The following is a 24024-nucleotide window of genomic DNA, read 5'->3' on the forward strand; positions in this document are numbered from 1 at the left end:
TTCTGCCCATCGGTGAAGCCCACTGTGGAGGGCAGCGTCATGAATCTGGCACGAGGATCGAGTGACGACCCGTACGCCTGGCTCTGGACCCTTGGCGCTCTCGCGCTGTACGCACTGATCAGCTACGGGCTGAGATACCGGGCCCGTGCCCGGCGCGGTTCCGTTCATCCGGCTCGTGACGCCGTGCACGACCTCAAGGACCGGGAGGACCCGCAATCGCCCAAGCAGCGTTTCGTCAGTCGCGTGCTCATGCTGTGCGGCGCCGCGCTAACCGGTCTGGCCGCCGCCCTGACCAGCGGGGCCGTACGCATCGTGACCGTCGGACTCACGGCCGGCGTGTCGGTGGTGGCGTGGGCGTACTACGACTATCGAACGACAAGGCGCGCTCCGAGCAGCGCTGAGACGGCGCCAGGAGGCAGTCGTACGGGCAGGACCTGACGCGCGAGGCGTGCGCAGACATCCTGACGGCAATGGGACTGTGCCGGCCCCGACGAAGCTCCAAGAAGCGGAGACCGGAGCTACCTGAGTTGCCGGCCACAAATGGACGAGGACGCCTTGGGACAGGGGGCCCGACGTAGGTACTCGACGTTCGCCCGCCTGGTGCACGTACAGTTGAACGTCCCGATTCGTACCTGCTCGGCCGGGCCACACCAGCCAGGAAACGACGACGGCCGCACATCCCTCCACCCTCTCCTCCCCAGGTCGGAGCAGCGCAGCCATGCCCCACCCCTCCGCCGCACCGGGCGACGACCCGGACGTCCTGTTCGATCTCGACGCCCTGAGCACCGGCGACTCCGCCGCGTCACCGTCGGGTCGGGCCGAGCCGGGCCCGCGCTTCCGGGACTCCCCCGCCGCCCGCCGCCTGCTGCCCGTACGGGAGATCCACGCGGAGCCCGCGGCGGCCGCTTCCCCCCGCGGCCGCCAGATCATCGCCCGCTTCCCGGCCGCCGGCGTCGTGGAGGTGGACTCGCACTGGCGCATCCCCGGGCTGCACGGCAACGAGGGCAACGTCGACCGATGGGTACGCGTCAAGGGCGAGACGCTCGTGCTGGGCGAGAAGAAGACCCTGACCACGCGCCCCAACGGTCGCTCGGCCGACTGGATCGCGCCGGGTCCCTCCAACGGCTGCGCGATGGCCTGCGCCTACTGCTACGTACCGCGCCGCAAGGGGTACGCCAACCCGATCACCGTCTTCACCAACATCGACCGCATCATCGCCCACCTCGGCCGACACATCAGGAAGCTGGGCCCCAAGACCGAGCCGAACCAGTGCGACCCCGACGCGTGGGTGTACGACATCGGCGAGAACGGCGACTGCTCGGTGGACGCCCTGATCTGCGACAACACCGCGGATCTCGTGCACGCCTTCGGGCAGTGGCCCACCGCCAAGGCCTCCTTCGCCACCAAGTTCGTCAACCCCGACCTGCTCACCCTCGACCCCCGGGGCCGGACCCGCATCCGTTTCTCCCTCATGCCCGCGGACGACTCCCGGCTGCTGGACGTCCGCACCTCCCACGTGGCCGACCGCATCGCAGCGGCGGCCGACTTCCTCGACGCCGGCTACGAGGTGCACTTCAACCTCTCCCCCGTGGTGGTGCGCCCGGGCTGGGAGGCCGACTGGGCCGAGCTGCTGCGACACCTGGACGACGTCCTGCCCGAGCGCGTCAAACGGCAGGCGGCCTGCGAGGTCATCATGCTCACCCATAACCGGGAGCTGCACGAGGTCAACCTGGGCTGGCACCCCCGCGCCGAGGAGGTGCTGTGGCGGCCCGATCTCCAGCAGGCGAAGCGCTCCCAGAACGGTGCCCTCAACGTCCGCTACCGCAACCAGGTCAAGGCCGACGCGGTCGCGACCCTGCGCGCGGTGATCACCTCCCACGCTCCCTGGCTGCGGGTGCGGTACGCATTCTGATCGTTTGCGGGCGGCCGGTGCGCGGGGGTTTCGGCGTACTGCGGTGTCGGCACGCGGAGCCGGCGGCGCATCCGTGTGACCTTGGACGGGATCAGGGGCTGTCGCCCGACCACTCGAAGCGATCCGGATCGTCGGGACTCGGGTCGTACAGTGCGCGGCCGCCGGCGCCGAACTGCCCGAGCTCGGTGGGCAGGGCGGCGCCGGCTGCCGTCTGGTCCGGCGTCCAGCCGGTGACGTCCAGGAGCAGCCCGTCCAAGGGCCCGCCGACGAGCCGCACGTAGGAGCGGCGAGGGCGGGGGCCCGGGTCGGGGTCGTCGTGGTCGTGGCCGTAGACACGCCCACGCAGCAGTTGTTCGTCGCCGTTCATGACTTCAGCTTTCCAGGCACCACTGACAACGCGGGGTCTGTCGGGGGCGAACCTGGGAGCGGGCACCACCTGCGCCCAGGCGGCGCTGCCTCGGCTGGGATCCGGACGGCTCGCACAGCCCGAACTCGGCGATCCAGCATCGTTCGCGCAGACCGGCTTCGCGATGCGACCGGACCGACCCGTCTCTACGTGTCGTCGCAGAGATCACCCCTGAACCGCCGCCACCCTCAACTGCCTATACTCGGCAAGGAGCGTACGCGGCGGAGGACTCCAGGGAGACCCGGGTGATTGACCGATACGTCGCCGAGCTGGACAAGGCACTGCGCGGTCCGCGGACGGTCAAGGCGGACATGCTCGCGGAGGCGCGTGACGGTCTCGTCGACGCGGCCGAGGCGTACGAGCAGTGCGGCCTGGACCGCGCGAGCGCCGAGCAGCGCGCCGTGGCCGACTTCGGTCCCGTCGATGTCGTCGCCCCCGACTACCAGACCGAGCTCGCCCTGACCGAGGGACGGCGTACGGCGCTGCTGATCTGCGTTGTCCTGACCCTCCAGCCGGTGGCCTGGTGGCTGCTGATGTCATTCGCCGGACACGGCGCGGACGCCCGCGCCGACACCGATTACGCTCGGATCGACGATGTGGTGCGCTGGACCGGCGCCGGGACCATCGGCATGGCGCTCGCGGTGGCGATCGCCACCGGCCCCGGGGTGCGCTATCTGGGCGCGCGCCGCCGTCTGGCCCGGGCGGCCGGTTTCTTCGCGTTCCTGGTCTGCGCGGTCTTCGCCGTCCTGGGTGTGCTGTTGACGCTCCACAGTCCGGCGACGGGCTCACTGGTGGGGGTCACGGGCCTGCCGATGACTGCCCTGCTGCTCGGCGTCCCGTTGATCGGAGTCGCCGTCGCCGGCCGCCGCTGCCTGGCCGCGTCCTGACCGACCTCGCCCGCGCGCGGACGGCCGGTGCGGCCGAACTTGCGTGCTTTCGCCCGCGGCATCGCAAGGGTGTGATCGCCGTTGCCGTGACCAGGCACGCGAGTCTCGTCTACGTCCAGAACGGCATCGCAGCGACGTCCCGTTCCGCCAGGCACGCGAGACCGGCTCCATGAACGCTGCGCCCGGGAGCGGCTGCCCCGCCCAACATGGGCGAGTCGGCTCCGCTCTTGCCCCGTGTCACGGGAGGGCGCTTCGAGTCCCCACCTGAGTCGGGGCCCTCTTGCCCGGCGCACAGGGTTCCGGTCCTGCGCCGGGCGACCGCCTCGGTCCGCAACTGCCAAGCGCCACCTGAGGTTCACCCCGCGTCCGCACGGGCCGCCGAACGCGCTTCGACCTCCGTCGGCCCCACCGCACGCCTGAGCGCCGGTACGGCTCGTCCGCCCTACCGGTCGTCGTACCCGCGTGGCTCTCAGGCCGATGAGGGCCCCGGGCGCAGGACGCCCTCGACCATGCTGGAGAAGTCCCGCCACTTCACCCGCTCGCTGGCCAGCGTCCGACGGCCTGCCGAGGTGAGCTGATAGGTACGGCGGCGACGGCCGCCCACCGTGCTCCACTCACTCTCCACGAGCCCCGCCCGGTCGAGGCGCCGCAGCGCGGGATACAGCGACCCGGTGGGCAGGTCCAGCGCCCCACCACTGCTGACCTGGAGAGCCTCCATGACCGCATATCCGTGCAGGGGCTCCTTTTCGAGCACCGCGAGGATCAGCGCGTCCAGATGGCCCCGTAGCGCTTCAGACATCATGTAGGCAATCTACATTACGTGCTAGCGTCGGCCATCTACATGTAGACGTTCTATCCATCGCGCACCAGGCGCCACCGGATCAGGAGGTCGGACACGGTGGCCACGCCCAATCGGAGCCTTCCCGAGGCAGGCGGCTCGTCGGGAACGGCGAGGCCGAACCTGTTCGAAGGTCTCGCCCAGGTCTCCCACCACCGGCGCCGGTGGGGCGGGTTGTCGTCCCTCTCCGGCATGCACGAGGAGTGGGAAGGTGACCAAGACGCCACCCCGCTTGCGATCCGTCAGGAACGCGGCACCAGCGGCCAGGTCGTCACGGCCACGGGCCCGATCAAGATCGTGGCCGTCGGTGCCTTCATGTTCAGCGGTGACCGGATGCTCATCTGACCTCCACACCCGCGTAGGGGCCGGCCTCTTGCCGTCGCTGCGCGAACCCGAATACGTTGGCTGCCTACATGTAGACTGTCTATAGCCTGGTTCAAGGTGACCGGCCTCACCGGACGCCGGACTCCGCGCCTCGACCGGCCGCCAGAAAGGGGAACGCACACGTGGTGATCAAGGAGACGACCCGAAGTGACCTGCGTGAACTGCCCTGGGTGACGATCACCGCGCTGGGCGCCTTCTCGCTCCTGCGCCCCATCCTGAGCATCGTCGGGGCCTATGACGACGGACCGCTGAAGAAACCGGTGGGGCCGTTGATCCTCACCGCGCTGATCATCGTCGTGTGGATCGGTGCCGCCGTGCTGCGCCGCTTCCCCCGGCCCGTCGAGACACTGGCGTTCGTCGGCGTGGCCTACGGCGTCCTGGCACTCCTGCTGAACATCTCACTCCAGCCCTTCCTGGACAGCGCGGAACTGCCCCCGGTGCCCGGCATGATCGCCATCATCGTCTTCAACGCCGCGCAGGGCGCGGTGTGCGGCCTGATCGCGTTGGCCCTGCTACGTCGGCGCTCGCGCTCCGGCGGTGCGTGACCCCGGGGAGGTAGGTGAAGTCGCCTTGCAAGGATTCCGCGACTCTTGGCGCCGTCCCGGGCTCCCTGGAAGGTCCTCAGCAGGGCTGATACCCGCTACCGCCGGGGTGGATCCGTCAGGCCGAGCAGGACGTACCGCGGCCGGGTGAGCCGCAGGCTTTCGCGTCAGCGTTGGTAGAGCTGCCACATGGCGAGTTCGTCGTCGTGCGCCTGTAGGCGTTCGACGGCCTCCGCGGGGGTGCGCTGTTCGGTGAGCTCGTAGAAGAAGAACAACGGGGCGAACACGCTGGCATAGCCGAACGGGGCGCCCCGAGGGGCGATGTAGACGCCGGCGCCTGCGTCGAGGAAGGCGTCGGCGAGCTCCGGATCCCCCGTGTCGCATCCGGTGACGAGGGTGACGCTGCCTGGCAGCCGGAAGTGTTCGCGTACTCGGTCCGGCCCGAGGGCCCCGTTGAACGGCTGGAATTGGGCCAGCTCCTCGGCGACGTCTTCCATCAGGATGCGCCCCTCGTCGCCGTGACAGGACAAGATCACATAGGGCGCGATCGGCCTGGTGCCGTCCAGTGCGGCCAGCAGGTGACGCGGCTGACCGACCCTCAGGTAGTTCACTCGGACACCGAAGACCTCCAGCCCGTCACGCAACGCACGCGCGGACCCGCTCTCGATGTCGATCAGGTCCACCTCGGTCCAGGCCAGACGACCGGCCTGGACTTCGCGTATGCGCGACGGACGTTGAGACGCCAGCCACTCCTCTTCGTCTCCATGCATCATTCGGCCCACGATGCCACGGACAACCCGGCCCGAAGGCCGATCCAGGTGTCGTCCAGAGGGTTGACGCGCTCGGCCTCAACTTGGTGGGTGGCACGCAACTGCCAGTTCGGGAGGGGGTTGTTCGGGCTTGTCCGCCTCCACCCCGTGTTCGAAGTGAGTGATCCAGACCGCTCGTGCCGGATCGAAGGGCGAGAGGTGAGGCACCTCGAACCGCTCACGACCTCAACCACTCAGCGAGTGTGCTGGTCTGCGGTGACGACCGCCTCGATCAGGCCGGGGAATCGACGGTCCAGGTCCTTCTTGCGGAGGCGCATATAGAGCCTGTTACCGGCGTCACGCTGATGGACCAGGCCGGCCTCACGGAGCACCCGCCAGTGATGGGTGCGGCTCGACTTGCTGACCGGCAGGTCGAAGGAAGCACAGAGGCGCTCCTCATCCGGCCGTGCCGCCAGTTCGGCGATGACCCGACGACGGTTGTCGTCAGCGAGCGCCAACAGGATCGGCCCGACCTGGAGATCGTCCACATCAGGGTGCAGCAACTCGGTCGAAGCCATCACTCCACCTCTCGACAAGGTACGGCCACTGACGTACCTTCCCTAAAGGTACGTCGCTAGGCGTACCTTACCTCTGGAGGGGTCATGTCCACACCTGTGCCACCCCGGCGCCAAGTCCTGCCTCGTCTGCGCTGGTTGCTGCGAAGGTTCCTGCTTGCCGAGCACTCGCCCTTCATCACTCTCTGAGCATCGTTTCGCAGAGCGGGGCCGCTTCAGGCGAAGTCGGCTGCGGTGATGCCGTCGGGATGTCCGGACGGCCACTCCACCAACTCGATCCGGTAACCGTCCGGGTCCGTGAGCCAGGACGTCTTCGGGCCGTGAGGACCGCCCGGGTACTGGAGGGGCCCGGGCTCCAGGCCGGCTTCGGTCAGCGTCTCCCGAGTGTCGGCCAGGGTCTCGACCTGGATCGCGAGGTGGTCGAAGCCGCTGCCCACGTCGACCGGTCCGTCGCCGGGGCGGTGGACCAGTTCGAGTGAGGCCGCCGGTTCGTCGGGGAACTTGAGGATCACGAGGTGAGCCCCGTCGCCGGTCTCGACTCTGCCCAGTTCGGCGTAGCCCAAGGCGATGTAGAAACCGAGCGAGCGGTCCAGGTCGGTGACGCGGTAGGAGACGAAGAGCGTCTTCACGCGGCCCCCTCGGGTCGGCAAACCCGGTAGCGCAGATGCGTCACGTCTCGGTCCTCGAGTCGTCGCACGAGGTCGAGTTCGATGTGATCGCTCCCCAGGTGGTCGAAGAGCCGCCGACCGGCCCCGAGGAGGACCGGGACCAGGTGGATCTCCATCTCGTCCAACTGCCCGGCGCGCAGAAGTGCTTGGGCTGCCTGCGCCCCATGGACCATGACCGCCCGGTCCCCCGCTGCCGCGCGAGCCTGACGGGCGCAGTCCTCGACGTCCGTGACGAAACGCGCGTGACCGGGGGGCACGTCCCCATCATCCACCTGGTGGGTAAGGACGAAGATCGGCACGCCGTCGTGGTGATCGCCCTGCCAGCGCCCGGCGAGTTCAAAGGTCCGGAGTCCGGAGATCAAGGCGCCGGTCGCCAGTGCTTCGCGGTAGACCTGGCCGCTCGGACCGTCGGACTCCCGGTCGTCGAGCCAGTTGAAGAGCCGTCCGCCGTCGCGTCCGAGCTCCTGCCCCGGCCGGTCGTCCGGGCCGGCGATATAGCCGTCGAGCGACATCGACATGTACAGCCGAATCGGATTGCTCATCCCGGTCTCCTTCTCGTCACCGTGACCACGGGATCCGGTTTTTCCGCATCCGCCGACGGTGCGGGCTCGTCACAAGGAAGACTTCAGGTGAGCGGCGAACTCATCGGGCTGACGCGCCGGTCTGCCACTGGGCTGAGGGAACGGAAGTCATTCCCCGGGCGTCCCATGCGGGCGTTCGGGACGCGTGGCTCTCCCAGCGTTCGACCGAGGTCGCCGCGTCCGAAACGGGCTGCGGCACGGACCAGGTCGACGAGCTGGGGCGGGGTCGGTGGTTCTGCGGCAGGCCTGCCCATCAGGTCCTCACAGGTCCTCACAGGTCCTTCTCTCCGCTTCCTCCACGTGGCTGGGATACGGCCACGGCTGCGGGGTCGCTCGTGGGCGTGCGCGGCGTCCATCGGCTCAGGCCCCCAGCGACGGCGGTGATGGCGGCGCAGGCGTACCCCACAGCGAGGAAGCCGTGCGCTGTGAACAAGGGAGCCAGGGCGGCGGCACCCACGGCCACGGCGAGATTGGTCGCGAGGCTGTAGAACGCCAGGACGGTACCCCGGTGGTGCTGTGAGCTCTCGCTGAGCAGCGTGCTGAGCAAGGTGACGACCAGGCTCTGGAGAATGCCCCAGCCGAAGAGGCACACGGCGAGCGGTGCCGTCCAGTGGATGAGCAGCGGCACGCCCACGAGCGCGGGCACGAGAGCGACCAGTGAGGCGGTCAGCACGCGCTCCTTGCCCAGCCGGTCCGCCAACCTGCCCGTGACAGAACTCGAGGCGAAACCGAGGCCGTACAGCAGGATCATCACGCCGGTCAGGGAGCTGGCGGAGCCGTAACGGTTCTCCAGCGCGGTTCCGAGGAACGTGTACATCCCGTACCAGCCCAGCATCACCAGGAAGGTCGTCACCACGTACGCCGGGACTCGCGGGGTCAGGAAGGCCCGGGCCGCCGACCGTGTCCATCCCGCCGACCGCCCGGCAGGTTCGTACGACTCGGTGCGACTCTCATGACTTGGCCGCCGCTCGCCGCCGGCCCGGAGCAACGCCGCCAGGACGAGACCGCCGATCAACGACAGCAGGCCGAAGGTCCACCGCCAGCCCGCCCACTGCCCGATGAAGGATCCCATCGGCACGCCCAGCACCAGGGAGAGCGACCAGCTCGACACGAGGATCCCCATGGCCTTGGCACGGTGCTCGTAGGGGATCTGGTCTCCGACGAAGGCGTAGGCGGTGGGTACGAACGCGCCCGCCGCCAGGCCCGCCAGTGCCCGGCCGGTGAACAGCAGACCTGTTCCCGGGGCGCACGCGCAGAGCACGGTGCCCAGGATGAACACCGCCATCCCGACCGACAGGCTGAGCTTGCGTGACACCCGGTCGCCCAAGGGTGCGAAGACCAGCGCGCCGAGGGCGGTCGTGGCGCCGTAGACGCTGACCGAGAGCGCCATGACGCCGACCGTCGTGTCGAACGAGGTGGCCATGCGCACCAACAGCGGTGAGACGACCAGTTCTTCCGAGCCGACGGCGAAGATTCCCGCCATCAGGCCGAGAACCGCCAGCAGGGGGAAGCCGGCCGGGTTCCCGTCCTCGTCCTGTGGGTGCGACACTCCGGCAGATCCCTTCCCTCGCCTGCATGCGCTCCGTCAGTGGATCGTGTCCGCCTGCGCCGGCTGCCGCGCCGTCGGAACCGTCTTGCCACTGCGACAGGGCGTCAGCGATGCGGGCCCGCGCGGCACGGAAGACCCGGGAGCAGTCCGGGTCTTCCGTGCCGCGTGCAGGGCACCGCGCGCATCACACCGCCACCCGTGCCGCCCCTTCCGACGCCGGCTGGCTCGCCACCACCCGCCGGCGTCGCACCGGCATGCCCAGCGTCGGGTTGGCGAGGCTCCATGCCGCTCCCCGGCAGACCAATTCCTTGTAGCGAGCCGCGAAGCGGCCGGTCAGGGCCCGGTCCACGGCACGGTCGTCGGCCGTGACGAACTGGATCAGACCGTCCTTGCGACCGAGGGAGATGCACTGGTTGAAGTAGCGCAGCGGCACGTTCGGCAGCTTGCCGTCGGTCAGGCGGGCCGCGATGGAGTCGGCGGCCTGCCAGGCCATGGGGGTGCCCGAGGCGCAGGACATGCGCAGCGGCTTGTCGGCGACACCCAGGGCGTGGCCGGCGTCGCCGACCGCGTAGACGTCCGGGTGCGAGACGGACCGCATTGTCGCGTCGACCACGATGCGGCCGTCGTCGGCGAGTTCGAGGCTGGTGGACGCCGCCAGCGGGTGTGCCGCGAAGCCTGTCGTCCACACGGTGACGGCGGCGCCGAAAGTCCGGCCGTCCGCGGTCGTGACCCCATCCGCCTCGACCGCGGTCACCGCGGCGTTCTCGTGCACCGTGATGCCGAGCCTGTCGACGACCTTGCGCAGATGCGCACGGCCCTTCGGGGAAAGCCAGTCGCCCAGTTCGGCGCGCGTGGCAAGGGCGATGTCGAGGTCCGGGCGGGCCTCGGCCACCTCCGTCGCGAACTCCAGGCCGGTCAGTCCGCCACCCACGACCAGGACCGTCTCGCCCTCGGCCAACCCGGCCAGCCGCTCGCGCAGCCGGAGCGCACCGGGGCGGCTCGCGATCTGATGGGCGTGCTCGATGACACCCGGGACACCGTGGTCGTTCCCGGCGCTGCCGAGGGCGTAGACGAGGGTGTCGTACGGCAGTTCCGCCACGCCCTGCGCGCTGTCCACCGTGACAGACTTGCCGTCCACGTCGATCGAGGTGACCTTGGCGAGCTTCACCTCGACGCCGGTGCCGGCGAACACTTCGTCCAGCGGGCGAGGCTTGAGGTCCTGGCCCACGGCCAGTTGGTGCATCCGGACCCGCTCGACGAAGTCGGGCTCGGCGTTGACGAGGGTGATGGTGACGTCCTCACGGCGCAGCCGCTTGGCGAGGCGGCCTGCCGCGATCGCTCCGGAATAGCCGGCGCCGAGGACGATGATCCGGTGCTGCATTCGCTTACTCCTGTCCGCACGGGTCCGGTGCCTTCTGGCCCGGTCACGCCCCTTGAACCGGGCAGCCCGCGGATCCCTGACACCAACGGAGAGTGACCTGCATCACATGCTGGATCAGAGAGCTCCGATCACGACCGGAGAACCGAAATCGCCCGCGGCCCACCGCTCTGTCGCGCGCTCCAGCTTGTCCGGGTTGACCTGGCTGCGCACCGCGGCGACGCCTTCCGGAGTCCGCTCCAGGCACATGACGCCGAAGACGCGCCCGTCGACCACCGCCACGACCGCGGGGCCGCCGTTGGCCGTGGTGGCGTAGAGATCGGGCGAACCGCCGACCAGATCCCGCTTGGACGGCGCCGGCTTGAACAGCCCGCGGAGGAACTTGGCCGCCGCGTGCGCGCCCGCGACGGCACTGGCCCGGGCCGGCACCTTCCCGCCGCCGTCGCCGACCACGACGGCGTCCGAGGTGAGCAGCTTGATCAGCGGTTGGGTCTCACCGCTGGTCGCCGCGGCGAGGAACTCCTCGACGATCCGGCGCGCGGCCGCCTCGTCGATCTCGACCCGCACCCTGCCCTGCGCCACATGCTTCTTCGCGCGATGGAAGATCTGCTGACTGGCCGCCTCGGTGAGCTCCAGGATCTCGGCGATCTCCCGGTGGGAGTACGCGAACGCCTCGCGCAGCACGTACACCGCGCGCTCGTTCGGCGAGAGGCGCTCCAGAAGGACCATCACGGCATAGGACACCGACTCGCGCTGCTCGGCCGTCTCCGCCGGGCCCAGCATCGGGTCCCCTTCGAGCAGCGGTTCGGGCAGCCACTGCCCGACGTAGGTCTCCCGGCGCGCACGGGCCGACGTGAGCTGGTTGAGGCAGAGGTTGGTGAGCACCTTGGTCAGCCAGGCCTCCGGCACCTCGATGCGTGCGACATCGGCGCCCTGCCAGCGCAGATACGTTTCCTGTACGACGTCTTGCGCCTCACTCGCCGAACCGAGCATGCGGTAGGCGATGGCCTCGAGACGCGGTCTGGCCGCCTCGAACCGGTCTACTTCACTGAGAGTCAGGGCCATGCCACGATCTTATAGAGGGGGCCTGCGGTTTCACGGCCCTACGGGGCCTTGCGCAGGCGGCTCGGCAGGAGAGGGGCGGAGCCGGGTCGGCCCGTTCAGGTCAGCACCAGCCAGCAGCGGCCGTCGATCAGCTCTCGGGCCGTGTCGAGGTGGTCGGTGTGGCACGCGGACTCGGTGATGACATGCGGCAGGACGTCGCGCAGGGTGTGCAGGTTCGGGTCACGGAACAGATCATGGGGCCACCAGGCCAAGGTGGCGTCGGCGGCAGTGGCGGGAATGACGGCATCGACGGGTTCCGCCTCCTGGCGGTACAGGTCGAGCACTCGACGGCGGGCATCTCCGGGGCCACCTTCCACGCCTCGTCGCCGCTCGTCAGACCGCGCATGACCTCCTCGTCGCCGGCTGCCGCTGTCCGTCCAGGACCCGAAGAAGCGCCGGTGACACGCAGCCGATCAATCTGACCCCTCACGCAACTAAAGGTTGCACATTCGGCGTACGGTCGACTAGATTGACGTGCAACCAAACGTTGCAGAAGGTGGGCGACATGGAGTACGGAACGATCGAGCGGGAGATCCACATCGATGCCTCACCAGAGGTCGTCTTCGACGTGGTGAGCAGTCCCGAGCACCTGCGCGAGTGGTGGCCGGACGAGGCGGAGTTCCCGGTCGTGCCGGGGGGATCGGGACGGATCGGCTTCGGCGACTGCTCTCAGGGCGGCACCTGGGTGCAGTTCACGGTCGTCGACGCCGTGCCACCACGGCTCTTCTCCTTCCGGTGGACCCATGAGGAAGGGGAATCAGCCGGCCCGGACAACTCGAACCTGGTCGTCTTCGAGCTCGAGCCCACCGGGACAGGGACGCTCCTGCGGATGACCGAGAGCGGCTTCCGCGAGCGCGGCTGGGACGAGGCGAAGGCTGCCGCCAAGTACGCCGAGCACGTCACCGGCTGGGACTTCTACCTGCCGCGGCTGCCTGCGTACGCCGCGAAGGTCGAAGCCGGTGGACAAGCGTGACAGTGGACGACGACCTCTGGTCGGCGGTGGGCGACCCGACCCGGCGCCGGATGCTCGACCTGCTCCTCAGTGAGGGCAGCGGGACGGCGACGAGCCTGAGCGAGCAACTGCCGGTGACCCGTCAGGCGGTGGCGAAACACCTCGCCGTCCTCGACCGGGTCGGACTGGTGCACGCCACCACCGCCGGCCGCGAGAGACAGTTCCGCGTCGATCAGGCCCAGCTCGCCCGCGCCGTCGCCCAACTCGCCGACGTCGGCGCCGCCTGGGACTCCCGTCTCCAGCGCATCAGGCGCATCGCCGAGACCATCCAGCGCGACAAGGACACGGCCAACGAGACCGACAAGAAGCAGTAGAGAGGAACACGGAGATGGCAGACATCCTTCACCGCATCGGCATCGAGCACTCCTCGCCCCAGCAGGTGTACGAGGCGCTGACCACCCTGGACGGCCTGTCCGGCTGGTGGACCGAGAAGACGTCCGGGAAGACCGACCTCGGTGGCGTGATCGGGTTCCGGTTCGGACCGGGAGGGTTCGACATGAAGGTCGCCGAGCTCGATCCGGGCCGGCTCGTGCGCTGGGACGTCGTGGACGGACCGCAGGAATGGATCGGCACCAGCGTGCGGTGGGACCTCCGTCAGGACGGCGACTACACGATCGTGCTGTTCAAGCACGAGGGCTGGCGTGAGCCGGTCGAGTTCATGCACCACTGCAGCACCAAGTGGGCCACCTTCCTGCTGAGCCTCAAGCAGCTCCTGGAGACCGGGGAAGGTGCCCCCGATCCGCGCGACGTGAAGATCAGCGACTGGCACTGACCCAGGCCGGAACTGACCCGGACCCGGACCCAGACCCGGACCCGGACCCAGACCCGGACCCGGACCCGGACCCGGACCCGGACCCGCGAGGAGGATCGCGAAGACGTCGATCAGCACGCAGGTCGGGCGGTGGTCGCCCAGCGGCCCGCGCCCTCTCCGATGAGCTCCTCGTGGTGCCGAGGCCGTGACCGCACGTCAGACGAACGAGGGCCACCGGTCGGCGGCCCACTCGGGCCAACCCGGCCAACCGACAGGCGGACTGTCCATCTCGTACCCATCCAGTTCCGCAGCGTCCGGCTCCTCGAACAGCGCCCTCCAGCGCACGAGGTCCGCGTCGCTCATCGGGAAGGTCTGATCCGGAGTGACCGACTGGCGGTGGGCGATCCTGGCTCGCTGTGTCTCGGGATCCACCGGCACGTACACGATGCGGCAGGACGCCCCCACGGACTCCGCCAGCCAGCGGATCGCCGACCTCTCGTCACGAGACCAGCAGCCGAAGTCCAGGATCACGTTGGTCCCGAGCCTCAGCGCCTCCAGGGCCAGTGAGAGGAACCGTCCTTCCAGGACGGCTCGCTTCCCGCCCGCCTCCGGCTCATCGAACAGCGGGATCATCCACTCGTCAGGTGTCAGCCGGATCGCGTTGTGCTCCTTCGCCAACTGCCGTGCCCTTGTGGTCTTCCCGGCCCCCGGCAGGCCGACTGTCAGAAACAACGTGGTCACACCCGGATCGTTCAGGGAATCCGCCTGGCGGACAACTGCTTTCTTGCCGAGACGGCCGGGAGCGCAGCCGAGGCTGCGCGGGCCACAGGGACCACAGGGACCGCATCGTTTCGTGTGCCGGGCGGGCGGGGAAGGAGCAGGGCCGCCACGGTGGCCTGGACGGTGACTGCGCCTGCCTGGAGTCACTTAACAGGGGAGTGAGGGGGGCGGTGCCGACCGGGTGCCGGGGCACACAGACTCAGTCGGCGTGCCGGTGGCGAGGTCGCCCTCGCGGAGAGCGAGCGGGTGAGAGATCACCGACCGCTCCCCCGCGCACGCGGTGATCGTCGCTACCACAGGGCCTGTTCCGGGAACGCGCGTGTGCCGGTGCGCGTGAAGGGCAGGCGACGGCAATGCGACCTTCCCCACGACAGAACCCCTCGCTGACCGACTCCGCACAGGCTGCCGACGGAAACGAGCAGTACCAGCAGCTCGATACCGCCGCTGAACTGGAGCAAGAACGTGAGCAACTCAAGCGGGCCATGGAAAGCCGCCCGGTGATCGACATGGCCCGCGGCGTGCTGGCGGCCGGTTACGGCTGCCCGCCACAAGAGGCGTGGGAGATCCTGGTGACCGTCTCCCGGCAGACCGACACCCAACTCCGCACGGTCGCCGAAGCCGTCACCCAGGCAGCCACCGGCACGTCCATGCCCGAGCACCTCCAGGAACACCTGGCAGCGGCCCTCAGCGCATGGCAGGCCAGACACGAACAGGGATCAGCGGATAGGTAGCGTCCGGGAAGGTCGATACGTTCAGCCGCCTGCTTCTGCAGTTCGTCACGGAAGGCGAACGGAAACCGCACGCCACGGAGTGCGCTCGTCGTCTGTTGAGTACGAGACCAGGCCATTTCGTGTTCGCACAGTCCGCTGCGCGGCCGACAGCGGACTTGGACGCCATGTCGGGTGAGACCGGTGACAAGCCGATGGGGTCCGTGCGGCACGACACGGGGCTCATGGACATGGGCTCCGTGCGCGCGCCTCCCATGGGGACGGGTCATTCGGTCGACTCGGGATCCGGCGCTCCGCCCGTCTTGGAGCAGTGGCTGAGCTGCACGTCGATGTTCTGCATGTACGCGGCCCACCTGGTGGCGGCCCTGCTGTGCGGGCTGTGGCTGGGTTACGGCGAGCGTGGCGCACTCCGGCTGCTGCGGACCGTGGCGGAATGCCGCCCGCACCCCTGCGGGTCCCCCCTGCCCGCGTTGCCACGGCGTCCGCGTCCACGCCGGGGACATAGTCACCGGCGAGGGTGTGTCCGCAGGGATCGACATGGCCTCCCACCTGGTGGAGCTGTACGGCAGCGCGGCAGCCTGTGCGCGGCGAGCATGCCGTACGACGACGGACCCCGCCCACAAAATCCCCCCGGCGGCGCCCCCGTCCGACGGCACCTGTCACGGTCCGAGCGGCACCCAGCCCCCACGAGGAGGCATAGGAGCCGACTGGGCATCCGAGGAGCGAAGGACGCGTTGTCCCGAGTCCCGTCACGCAGGGCCTAGGGCCTGTCCGGCGGATCTTGATTGAGAGCTGCCAATAGGCGTAGGACCAGGGGGTTTGCATCGTTCTTGCGCCACGCGACGGCGACTCGTGTGCGCGCGGTGCCGGGCTCGATCCCGCGGAAGGCGACGCCCTTGAGGCGGATGCGGCGGATGCTCTCCGGGGCCAGTGATACGCCCAGGCCGGTTTCCACCAGGGCGCAGACGGTCTGCCATTCCGCGGCGTGCTGGGTCACTTGGGGGGTGAAGCCCGCAGCGGTGCACAGGCTGGTGATCTGGTCGTACAGCGGCGGGCCGACGGCGCGGGGCAGGAGCACGAAGGGGCATTCTGCCAACTGCTCGACGCTGACGGTCCGTTGTGCCGTGAGTGGGTGTGAGGAGGGCAGGACGGCCACGAACGGTTCGGTCAACACGGTCTTGAATCCGAGGTCCGCGTCATGGGCGGGCGGTTCGCGCAACAGGCCGATGTCGATCGTCCTTTCGCGCAGAGCGGCCAGTTGCGGTGTGGTGGTCATCTCCTGGATGTCCAGGTCCACGGCGGGAAACCGTTCCCGGAAAGTGCGCAGCAGGCCGGGGAGGACAGTGAGGGCGAGGGAGGCGGCGAAGCCGATCCGCAGGCGGCCAGCTCTGCCGCTGCCGACTTCTCTGGCTGCGGTCAGGCCCTCTGCCAGGTCGGTGAGGGCATGGCGGGCGGCGGGCAGGAGTTCCCGGCCCGCCGGGGTGAGGCCGATATTCCCGGGTTCGCGGCTGAAGAGCGCGTACCCGACCTTGTCTTCCAGGCGGCGGATCTGCTGGCTCAGCGGCGGCTGGGCGATGCCCAACCGGGTGGCGGCGCGGCCGAAGTGGAGTTCCTCGGCGAGCACGACGAAGGCGTGCAGCTGCGGGAGGGGAAGTTCAGGGCGCTCCATACGCATAGAGATATCACTCCATGCTCGAAAGCGTATTAGACGTATCAGTGCTGGTCACTTAGCGTTCGGCGCATGACAGAGCGACGTTCCATCCTCAGCGGCTCGACGTTCGAAGAGCAGATCGGCTACGCCCGCGCCGTGGTCGACGGTGACTGGATTCATGTGTCCGGGACGACCGGGTTCGACTACACCACCATGACGATCTCGGACAACGTGGTGGAGCAGGCGGAGCAGTGCCTGCGCAACATCGAGGCCGCCTTGACCGAAGCGGAGTGCACCTTCGCTGACGTGGTGCGGGTGCGCTATCTGCTGCCCGACCGGGCCGACTTTGAGCCCTGCTGGCCGGTGCTGCGTCGCGCCTTCGGAAAGGTCCGGCCGGCCGCCACCATGCTCATGTGCGGCCTCGCCGATCCCCGCATGAAGATCGAGATCGAGGTGTACGCCCGGCGGATCACCGCGTAACCGCGTTGTCCGGTCTGGGTGAACGGGGGGCACCGTGCCCGAGGTCGCGCGGGGCGATCTGACACATGCCGAGTGGGCAGAGCTCCAACCACTGCTGCCCGGCGGCGGATTGCCGGGCGGACGGTGGAGTGACCATCGCACGGTGATCAACGGAATCCTCTTCCGCCTACGAACGGGCACGCCCTGGCGTGACGTGCCTGCGCAGTACGGGCCGTGGAAGACCGTCTACGAGCGTCACCGACGCTGGTCGGCTGACGGCACTTGGGACAAGATCCTTCGCTCGCTCCTGGCGCACGCCGACGCTGAAGACCGGATCGACTGGAGCATGGTCGGTATCGATTCCACCTTCTGCCGGGCCCATCAGCACGCGGCCGGCGCGCGCACGACACCCCCGCGTATCCCGGGACGCCGGGCTCTGCCCTCTCAGCATCGGCCAGATGAAGGGATGGGACGTTCGAGGGGCGGTCTGACGAGCAAGATTCATCTGGTCGGCGAGGGCGGCCGCCGGCCTTTGGCGTTCCTGATCACCCCGGGCCAGTGGGGCGATGCCCCGCAGCTGATCCCGGTGCTGGAACGTCTGAACGTCCCCCGGCTCACTACCGGCCGCCCTCGTACCCGCCCCGACCATCTCAGCGGAGACAAGGCGTACAGCTCCCGCCGCAACCGCCGCTACCTTCGCAGACGCCACACCATTGCCGAACCGCGAAGCCAACGGGCCAACCGGCAGCGACGCGGACGCCGGGGCGGCCGACCCGTTGGCTTCGACAGGGCGATCTACAGACGCCGCAACGAGGTTGAACGCACCATCAACGCGCTCAAGAACTTCCGGGCCGTGGCCACGCGCTATGACAAGCACGCCTACGTTTTCCACGGCACCGTCACCCTCGCCACGATCCGCTTATGGCTCCGACCATGATCCGCCGGACAGGCCCTAGGCAGCCCTCCGGCGAGCAGTTCGTCCATGCTGAGCGGCTCGTGACGTAGTCGTCGGCACCCGCGTCCAGCCCCGCAGGCCCTTGATGACCTCCCCGCCGTCCATGGCGGGCAGACCCAGGTCGAGCATCACGACATCGGGTTGCCGGGCGGCCGCGAGTCGCAGCGCGCGGAGGCGCCGTCGGGGGGCCGCGTCGACCCCGTAGCGGCGTGCCTGGAGGTTGAGGCCGAGGGCCTTGACGGACTGCGGGTCGTCCTCCACCACCGACACCCGTGTCATCGGCGTGCGCCTTCCTGTCGTACGTCGTGGGACGTGCCCGCGGTGTGACTGCGGGAGTCGGCGCAGCCGACCGTCCGGCCCGCCGACTTCCCTCTCGGTCGTGCGACGCCGTCAGTCCTTGTCCACGAGTGCCTTGAGCGCGATGTTGAGTTCCAGGACGTTCACCCGGGGTTCCCCCATGAAGCCGAGGGTGCGGCCCGTGGTGTGCTCGTCGACCAACTTCTGCACCTGGGCGACGGTCAGACCGTTCTTCTCAGCGACCCGGTGGACCTGGAGGTCCGCGTAGGCCGGGGAGATGTCCGGGTCCAGGCCGGAGCCGGAGGAGGTGACCGCGTCGGCGGGTACTTGCGCGGGCTCGACCGTGTAGCCGGCGACCGAGTTGTCCTTGACGACGGCGGCCTTGGCGGCGGTCACCCAGTCGATCAGGTCCTGGTTGTCGGCAGACCGGTTGGTCGCACCGGACAGGATCAGCTTGTACTGGGTGTTGACGCTGTTGGAGCCGAGGCCGTTCTGCGGGCGACCCTGGAACCACTTCAGGTCGGGCTCCGGGGTCTCCTGGCCCTTCTTCAACGGCAGGTCGTACGCCTGACCGATGAGCGACGACCCGACGACCTTGCCGTCCGCCTCGACCTGCGAGCCGTTCGCCTTGTCGTTGAAGAGGACCTGGGCGAAACCGGTGACGGCCAGCGGGTAGATGACGCCGGTCACCAGGGTCAGCATCAGCAGGGCACGCAGTGCCGCCCACAGCAACCGGCCTGTGTTCGATACGGAGTTGTTCATGGCGGTCAGCACGCTTTCAAGAAGTTACAGCCCGGGGATGAGGGAGATGAGCAGGTCGATCAGCTTGATGCCGACGAAGGGGGCGATCAGGCCGCCGAGGCCGTAGAGGGTGAGGTTCCTGCGCAGCATCTTGTCTGCGCTGACCGGCCGGTACCGCACGCCCCGCAGCGAGAGCGGCACCAGCGCGATGATGATCAGCGCGTTGAAGATCACCGCGGACAGGATCGCGGAGTCCGGCGAGGACAGGCCCATGATGTTGAGCTTGTCCAGGCCCGGGTAGACGGCCGCGAACAGCGCCGGGATGATCGCGAAGTACTTCGCGACGTCGTTGGCGATGGAGAACGTCGTCAACGCGCCCCGGGTGATGAGCAGTTGCTTGCCGATCTCGACGATCTCGATCAGCTTGGTCGGGTTCGAGTCGAGGTCGACCATGTTGCCGGCCTCCTTGGCGGCCGACGTACCGGTGTTCATCGCCACGCCGACATCCGCCTGCGCCAGCGCCGGCGCGTCGTTGGTGCCGTCTCCGGTCATCGCGACGAGCTTTCCCCCCGCCTGCTCCCGCTTGATGAGGGCCATCTTGTCCTCGGGGGTGGCCTCCGCGAGGAAGTCGTCGACGCCCGCCTCCTCGGCTATCGCCTTGGCGGTCAGCGGGTTGTCGCCCGTGATCATGACGGTCTTGATGCCCATGCGCCGCAGCTCGTCGAAGCGTTCGCGCATGCCCTGCTTGACGACGTCCTTGAGGTGGATGACTCCCAGGACGCGGGCGCCCGCTGTGTCCTCGACCGCGACCAGCAGCGGAGTACCACCCGCCTCGGAGATCCGGCTCGTCGCCGCCTCCGCGTCCTGGGCGACCGTGCCGCCCCGCCCCTCGACCCACTTGATGACCGAACCGGCAGCGCCCTTGCGGACCTTGCGCCCGTCGACGTCCACACCCGACATCCGCGTCTGCGCGGTGAACTCGATCCACTCGGCTCCCGTGAGCTCGCCCTGATGGCGCTCGCGCAGGCCGTACTTCTCCTTCGCCAGTACGACGATGGAGCGGCCCTCGGGCGTCTCGTCGGCCAGCGAGGAGAGCTGGGCGGCGTCCGCCACCTCGGCCTCGGTCGTCCCGGCCGCCGGGACGAACTCGGCGGCCTGGCGGTTGCCGAGGGTGATGGTGCCGGTCTTGTCGAGCAGCAGCGTCGACACATCACCGGCGGCCTCGACCGCGCGCCCCGACATCGCCAGGACGTTGCGCTGGACGAGCCGGTCCATGCCGGCGATCCCGATGGCGGAGAGCAGGGCGCCGATGGTGGTCGGGATCAGGCAGACCAGCAGGGCGACCAGCACCACCATCGTCAGGTGCGTGCCGGCGTAGTCCGCGAACGGCGGCAGGGTCGCGACCGCCAGCAGGAAGACGATCGTCAGGGACGCCAGCAGGATGTTCAGCGCGATCTCGTTCGGCGTCTTCTGCCGGGAGGCCCCCTCGACCAGATTGATCATCCGGTCGATGAACGTCTCACCGGGCTTCGTCGTGATCCTGACGACGATCCGGTCGGAGAGCACCTTCGTGCCGCCGGTGACAGCGCTCCGGTCGCCGCCGGACTCCCGGATGACCGGGGCGGACTCGCCCGTGATGGCCGACTCGTCGACGGAGGCGACACCCTCGACGACGTCACCGTCCCCGGGGATGACGTCACCGGCCTCGCAGACGACCAGGTCGCCGATCTGCAACTCAGGTCCGGGCACCCGCTCTTCGGAGCGATCTTCGAGCAGGCGGCGCGCGACGGTGTCGGTCTTGGCCCTGCGCAGGGTGTCGGCCTGCGCCTTGCCACGGCCCTCGGCGACGGCCTCCGCCAGGTTGGCGAAGACGACGGTCAGCCACAGCCACACGCTGATGGTCCAGCCGAACCAGTCGCCGGGGTCCTTGAAGGAGAACACCGTGGTCAGCAGCGAGCCGATCCACACCACGAACATCACGGGCGACTTGACCATCAACCGCGGATCGAGCTTGCGGAAGGCATCCGGCAGGGACTTCAGCAGCTGCTTGGGATCGAAGAGGCCAGCGCCGACACGACCCTCGGAAGACTGGTGCCCGGTGGGTACCTCACTGTGCGGCGCCCGGGTCGGAGTGGCCGTGGACATCTCTTCGCTTTCCGTGCGGGTCGTCATGACGCCAGCCCCTCGGCCAGCGGCCCCAGCGCGAGGGCCGGGAAGTAGGTCAGACCGGTGATGACGAGGATCGCCCCCACCAACAACCCGGTGAACAACGGCTTCTCGGTACGCAGGGTGCCCGCGGTCTCCGGCACCGGCTTCTGCCCGGCGAGCGAACCCGCGAGCGCCAGTACGAACACCATGGGGAGGAAGCGGCCGAGGACCATGGCCAGACCCAGGGTCGTGTTGAACCACTGGGTGTCCGCGTTCAGCCCCGCGAAGGCCGAGCCGTTGTTGTTGGCGGCGGAGGTGTAGGCGTACAGGATCTCGGAGAACCCGTGCGCCCCGCTGTTGGTCATCGAGTGCGCCGGAGTCGGCAGGGCCATCGCCGCAGCGGTGAAGACGAGCACCAGGGCCGGTGTGATCAGGATGTAGCAGGCGGCGAGCTTCATCTCGCGGGTGCCGATCTTCTTGCCCAGGTACTCGGGGGTACGGCCGACCATCAGGCCGGCGATGAACACGGCGATGACCGCCATGATCAACATGCCGTAGAGCCCGGAGCCGGTACCGCCGGGCGCGATCTCGCCCAGCATCATGCCGAGCAGGGTGACCCCGCCGCCGAGCCCGGTGAAGGACGAGTGGAAGGAGTCCACCGCACCGGTCGACGTCAGGGTGGTCGACACCGCGAAGATGGACGAGGAGCCGACCCCGAAACGCACCTCCTTGCCCTCCATCGCCCCGCCGGCAATCTGCAACGCCGGGCCGTGGTGGGCGAATTCGGTCCACATCATCAGCGCGACGAACCCGACCCAGATGGTGGCCATGGTCGCGAGGATCGCGTAGCCCTGCCTGACCGAGCCGACCATGACACCGAAGGTGCGGGTCAGGGAGAACGGGATCACCAGCAGCAGGAAGATCTCGAAGAGGTTGGTGAAGGGCGTCGGGTTCTCGAAGGGGTGCGCGGAGTTGGCGTTGAAGTAACCGCCGCCGTTGGTGCCCAATTCCTTGATGGCCTCCTGCGAGGCGACGGCGCCCCCGTTCCACTGCTGCGACCCTCCCATGAACTGACCCACCTCGTGGATCCCGGAGAAGTTCTGGATCGCACCGCAGGCGACCAGCACGACCGCGGCGATGAAGGCGCCCGGCAGCAGGATGCGGGTCACCCCGCGCACCATGTCGGCCCAGAAGTTGCCGAGTTCACCGGTGCGGGACCGGGCGAACCCCCGCACCAGCGCCACGGCCACGGCGATGCCGACGGCGGCCGAGACGAAGTTCTGCACCGCGAGCCCGGCGGTCTGCACTACATGACCCATAGCCTGTTCGCCGTAGTACGACTGCCAGTTGGTGTTGGTCACGAAGGACACGGCGGTGTTGAACGCCTGGTCCGGATCGATCGCCTTGAAGCCCAGAGAGCCCGGCAGCACACCCTGAAGCCGCTGCATCAGGTACAGGAACAGAACGCCGACGAGTGAGAAGGCCAGCACCCCACGCAGATACGCGGGCCAGCGCATCTCCATGTCCGGATCAGCGCCTATGCACTTGTAGATCCGCTTCTCCACGCGCCAGTGCTTGTCGGTGGAGTAGACCCTGGCCATGTAAGTGCCGAGGGGAATGTAGGCGAGCGCCAGCGCCCCTATGAGGGCGAGCAACTGAAGGACGCCGGCGAGTACGGGACCCATGTCAGATCTCAGAACCTCTCCGGGAAGATCAGGGCGAGGACGAGATAACCCAGTAGAGCGACGGCCACGACGAGGCCGACGATGTTCTCGGCGGTCACAGCTTCGTCACCCCCTTGGCGACGAGGGCCACCAGCGCGAAGACCGCGACCGTGGTGACGACGAAGGCCAGATCGGCCATCGCGAACTCCTAGAAGTGGTTCGAAAGAGATACGGACAGGTAGAGGAAACCCCGCCCCTGGCAGGAATCGACCGGTCGTTGACGAGTCCCTTACGGCGACCCCCACACCTTTGACGGGCCCCTAACGGGCCGCCGCCCCCACTACCCCCACCACAGACGGAACCGCAGGCGGCAGATCCCCGCCCCGTCCGTCTCCCGCCGCACGGTATGCGCGTTCGACCGCGCTCACTCGTGGAGCCCGGGACGAGGAGGGCGACGACCACGACGGACGCGGTCAGGACGAGCACCGCAAGCCGAAGCGTCGGCACCGGCCTCCAAGTGCGTGCACGCCGAGTTCGTCCACGCGGGGATCGGCACCCAGGCGGAGAAGGCCCGCATCCCGCTGGCCGACGGCACGCTGGTCGCCACCCCCGGGCAGCCCGCCCCGGAGCTGATCCCCGCCCTGCTGGCCGCCTCCGACGTGCTCGGCACCGGCTGGTATGCCGCCGTCGCCGCCGAGGCCGGTCCCGGCAAGACCGTCGCGGTCGTCGGTGACGGCGCCGTCGGCCTCATGGCCGTCCTCGCCGCCAAGCAGCTCGGAGCGGAACGCGTCATCATGATGTCCCGCCACCCCGAGCGGCAGAAGCTGGCCCGCTACTACGGCGCCACGGACATCGTTAAAGAGCGCGGCGAGGAAGGCATCGAGAGGATCAAGGACCTGACGAGCGGGCTCGGCGCACACTCGGTCATCGAGGCCGTCGGCACCCAGGAAGCGTTCATGCAGGCCGTCGGCGCCACCCGCGGCGGCGGGCACCTGGGCTACGTGGGCGTCAACCACGACGTGACCATCCCGGGCATCGAGCTGTTCTTCGCCGGCATCCACACCCTCGGCGGCCCCGCCCCCGTACGCCGGTTCCTGCCCGACCTGATCCAGCTCATCTGGGACCGCACGATCGACCCCGGCAAGGTCTTCGACCTCACGCTGCCCCTGAACCGGGCACCGGAGGGGTACAAGGCGATGGACGAGCAGCGCGCCACCAAGGTGCTTCTCACCCTGTGATGCGGCGAGGCCGCTTCCCGAGTCTCG

Annotated in this window: 26 protein-coding genes and 3 pseudogenes; 12 read left to right on the forward strand and 17 right to left on the reverse strand. The window is 68.9% G+C overall.

The genetic code is table 11. The features are described from left to right. Window positions 1–39 precede the first annotated feature (39 nt). Both ABZ098_RS39370 and ABZ098_RS39375 read left to right on the forward strand, forming a co-directional pair. Entirely contained in the window at window positions 40–438 is a 399-nt protein-coding gene (locus ABZ098_RS39370) for a hypothetical protein (protein ID WP_356598828.1), read from the forward strand. A 280-nt stretch (window positions 439–718) separates the two neighbouring features. Continuing rightward, entirely contained in the window at window positions 719–1912 is a 1194-nt protein-coding gene (locus ABZ098_RS39375) for a spore photoproduct lyase family protein (protein ID WP_356598830.1), read from the forward strand. A gap of 91 nt (window positions 1913–2003) precedes the next feature. Here ABZ098_RS39375 and ABZ098_RS39380 read toward each other — a convergent pair whose 3' ends face one another. Continuing rightward, on the reverse strand, window positions 2004–2279 hold the full coding sequence (locus ABZ098_RS39380) for a hypothetical protein (protein WP_356598832.1): 276 nt from the start codon (window positions 2277–2279) through the stop codon (window positions 2004–2006). A gap of 284 nt (window positions 2280–2563) precedes the next feature. Between ABZ098_RS39380 and ABZ098_RS39385 the strand changes: the two genes are divergently transcribed. Further along, on the forward strand, window positions 2564–3205 hold the full coding sequence (locus tag ABZ098_RS39385) for a permease prefix domain 1-containing protein (RefSeq protein ID WP_356598834.1): 642 nt from the start codon (window positions 2564–2566) through the stop codon (window positions 3203–3205). Between the two features lie 469 nt (window positions 3206–3674). Here ABZ098_RS39385 and ABZ098_RS39390 read toward each other — a convergent pair whose 3' ends face one another. Then, window positions 3675–4007, reverse strand: coding sequence for a PadR family transcriptional regulator (locus ABZ098_RS39390; RefSeq protein WP_356598836.1), 333 nt, complete (start codon window positions 4005–4007; stop codon window positions 3675–3677). 96 nt (window positions 4008–4103) lie between these two features. Between ABZ098_RS39390 and ABZ098_RS39395 the strand changes: the two genes are divergently transcribed. Together ABZ098_RS39395 and ABZ098_RS39400 are read left to right on the forward strand one after the other, a co-directional pair. Further along, window positions 4104–4388, forward strand: coding sequence for a hypothetical protein (locus ABZ098_RS39395; protein ID WP_356598838.1), 285 nt, complete (start codon window positions 4104–4106; stop codon window positions 4386–4388). A 161-nt stretch (window positions 4389–4549) separates the two neighbouring features. Beyond that, window positions 4550–4972 carry a hypothetical protein gene (locus ABZ098_RS39400; RefSeq protein ID WP_356598840.1) on the forward strand — a complete coding sequence of 141 codons (423 nt, stop codon included), beginning with the start codon at window positions 4550–4552 and terminating at the stop codon, window positions 4970–4972. 164 nt (window positions 4973–5136) lie between these two features. On the opposite strand, the gene ABZ098_RS39405 is transcribed toward ABZ098_RS39400, so the two are convergent. The 8 genes and pseudogenes from ABZ098_RS39405 to ABZ098_RS39440 all read right to left on the reverse strand — a co-directional run. Next, complete coding sequence (locus ABZ098_RS39405) at window positions 5137–5742, reverse strand: hypothetical protein (RefSeq protein ID WP_356598842.1); 606 nt, start codon at window positions 5740–5742, stop codon at window positions 5137–5139. 230 nt (window positions 5743–5972) lie between these two features. Next, entirely contained in the window at window positions 5973–6296 is a 324-nt protein-coding gene (locus ABZ098_RS39410) for a helix-turn-helix transcriptional regulator (RefSeq protein ID WP_356598844.1), read from the reverse strand. Between the two features lie 212 nt (window positions 6297–6508). Then, window positions 6509–6922, reverse strand: coding sequence for a VOC family protein (locus tag ABZ098_RS39415; RefSeq protein ID WP_356598846.1), 414 nt, complete (start codon window positions 6920–6922; stop codon window positions 6509–6511). Further along, entirely contained in the window at window positions 6919–7503 is a 585-nt protein-coding gene (locus tag ABZ098_RS39420; protein ID WP_356598848.1) for a dihydrofolate reductase family protein, read from the reverse strand. The genes ABZ098_RS39415 and ABZ098_RS39420 overlap by 4 nt, the downstream gene beginning before the upstream one ends. A gap of 310 nt (window positions 7504–7813) precedes the next feature. Beyond that, window positions 7814–9091: an MFS transporter gene (locus ABZ098_RS39425; protein ID WP_356598850.1), complete on the reverse strand. Its 1278-nt coding sequence runs from the start codon at window positions 9089–9091 to the stop codon at window positions 7814–7816. A gap of 184 nt (window positions 9092–9275) precedes the next feature. After that, entirely contained in the window at window positions 9276–10472 is a 1197-nt protein-coding gene (locus ABZ098_RS39430) for an FAD-dependent oxidoreductase (RefSeq protein ID WP_356598852.1), read from the reverse strand. 114 nt (window positions 10473–10586) lie between these two features. Then, a complete protein-coding gene (sigJ, locus tag ABZ098_RS39435; RefSeq protein ID WP_356598854.1) occupies window positions 10587–11534 on the reverse strand; it encodes an RNA polymerase sigma factor SigJ in 948 nt (315 codons plus the stop codon). Between the two features lie 95 nt (window positions 11535–11629). Continuing rightward, window positions 11630–11899: pseudogene (locus ABZ098_RS39440) on the reverse strand (DUF664 domain-containing protein); the annotation flags it as partial. Between the two features lie 179 nt (window positions 11900–12078). Between ABZ098_RS39440 and ABZ098_RS39445 the strand changes: the two are divergent. Genes ABZ098_RS39445 through ABZ098_RS39455 form a run of 3 tightly spaced genes read left to right on the forward strand, consistent with a single transcriptional unit; the run spans window position 12079 to window position 13357 of the window. Next, window positions 12079–12546, forward strand: a complete 468-nt coding sequence (locus ABZ098_RS39445) for an SRPBCC domain-containing protein (RefSeq protein WP_356598856.1) — start codon at window positions 12079–12081, stop codon at window positions 12544–12546. Then, complete coding sequence (locus ABZ098_RS39450; protein WP_356598858.1) at window positions 12543–12899, forward strand: metalloregulator ArsR/SmtB family transcription factor; 357 nt, start codon at window positions 12543–12545, stop codon at window positions 12897–12899. The genes ABZ098_RS39445 and ABZ098_RS39450 overlap by 4 nt, the downstream gene beginning before the upstream one ends. A gap of 14 nt (window positions 12900–12913) precedes the next feature. Continuing rightward, on the forward strand, window positions 12914–13357 hold the full coding sequence (locus ABZ098_RS39455) for an SRPBCC domain-containing protein (RefSeq protein ID WP_356598860.1): 444 nt from the start codon (window positions 12914–12916) through the stop codon (window positions 13355–13357). A gap of 195 nt (window positions 13358–13552) precedes the next feature. Here the strand turns inward: ABZ098_RS39455 and ABZ098_RS39460 are convergent, their stop codons facing one another. Beyond that, on the reverse strand, window positions 13553–14077 hold the full coding sequence (locus tag ABZ098_RS39460) for an ATP-binding protein (RefSeq protein WP_356598862.1): 525 nt from the start codon (window positions 14075–14077) through the stop codon (window positions 13553–13555). Between the two features lie 392 nt (window positions 14078–14469). On the opposite strand from ABZ098_RS39460, the gene ABZ098_RS39465 reads away from it, so the two are divergent. Next, window positions 14470–14847 (forward strand): ANTAR domain-containing protein, encoded by a 378-nt coding sequence (locus tag ABZ098_RS39465; RefSeq protein ID WP_356598864.1) that lies wholly within the window; start codon window positions 14470–14472, stop codon window positions 14845–14847. Between the two features lie 757 nt (window positions 14848–15604). Here the strand turns inward: ABZ098_RS39465 and ABZ098_RS39470 are convergent. After that, on the reverse strand, window positions 15605–16513 hold the full coding sequence (locus tag ABZ098_RS39470; protein WP_356598866.1) for a LysR family transcriptional regulator: 909 nt from the start codon (window positions 16511–16513) through the stop codon (window positions 15605–15607). 72 nt (window positions 16514–16585) lie between these two features. Here ABZ098_RS39470 and ABZ098_RS39475 point away from each other — a divergent pair, with 72 nt between their 5' ends. Together ABZ098_RS39475 and ABZ098_RS39480 are read left to right on the forward strand one after the other, a co-directional pair. After that, entirely contained in the window at window positions 16586–16975 is a 390-nt protein-coding gene (locus ABZ098_RS39475) for a RidA family protein (RefSeq protein ID WP_356598868.1), read from the forward strand. A 34-nt stretch (window positions 16976–17009) separates the two neighbouring features. Then, the gene (locus tag ABZ098_RS39480) at window positions 17010–17891 is read left to right on the forward strand and encodes an IS5 family transposase (RefSeq protein WP_356598870.1); all 882 of its coding nucleotides are present in this window, start codon (window positions 17010–17012) and stop codon (window positions 17889–17891) included. A 72-nt stretch (window positions 17892–17963) separates the two neighbouring features. Here the strand turns inward: ABZ098_RS39480 and ABZ098_RS39485 are convergent. From ABZ098_RS39485 to kdpF, 5 genes and pseudogenes are all read right to left on the reverse strand, one after another. Beyond that, window positions 17964–18188: pseudogene (locus ABZ098_RS39485) on the reverse strand (response regulator); the annotation flags it as partial. 111 nt (window positions 18189–18299) lie between these two features. Continuing rightward, window positions 18300–18968, reverse strand: a complete 669-nt coding sequence (locus ABZ098_RS39490; protein ID WP_356598872.1) for a potassium-transporting ATPase subunit C — start codon at window positions 18966–18968, stop codon at window positions 18300–18302. Window positions 18969–18992: 24 nt separating this feature from the next. Then, window positions 18993–21119, reverse strand: a complete 2127-nt coding sequence (gene kdpB / locus ABZ098_RS39495) for a potassium-transporting ATPase subunit KdpB (RefSeq protein ID WP_356598874.1) — start codon at window positions 21117–21119, stop codon at window positions 18993–18995. After that, window positions 21116–22780: a potassium-transporting ATPase subunit KdpA gene (gene kdpA, locus ABZ098_RS39500; protein ID WP_356598876.1), complete on the reverse strand. Its 1665-nt coding sequence runs from the start codon at window positions 22778–22780 to the stop codon at window positions 21116–21118. The genes kdpB and kdpA overlap by 4 nt, the downstream gene beginning before the upstream one ends. An 8-nt stretch (window positions 22781–22788) precedes the next feature. Further along, window positions 22789–22878, reverse strand: coding sequence for a K(+)-transporting ATPase subunit F (kdpF, locus tag ABZ098_RS39505; RefSeq protein WP_016434100.1), 90 nt, complete (start codon window positions 22876–22878; stop codon window positions 22789–22791). A gap of 393 nt (window positions 22879–23271) precedes the next feature. Here kdpF and ABZ098_RS39510 point away from each other — a divergent pair. Further along, a pseudogene (locus ABZ098_RS39510) lies at window positions 23272–23997 on the forward strand (zinc-binding dehydrogenase); the annotation flags it as partial. Window positions 23998–24024: the final 27 nt, after the last annotated feature.

The organism is Streptomyces sp. NPDC006335 (assembly GCF_040612795.1).
Taxonomy (GTDB): domain Bacteria; phylum Actinomycetota; class Actinomycetes; order Streptomycetales; family Streptomycetaceae; genus Streptomyces.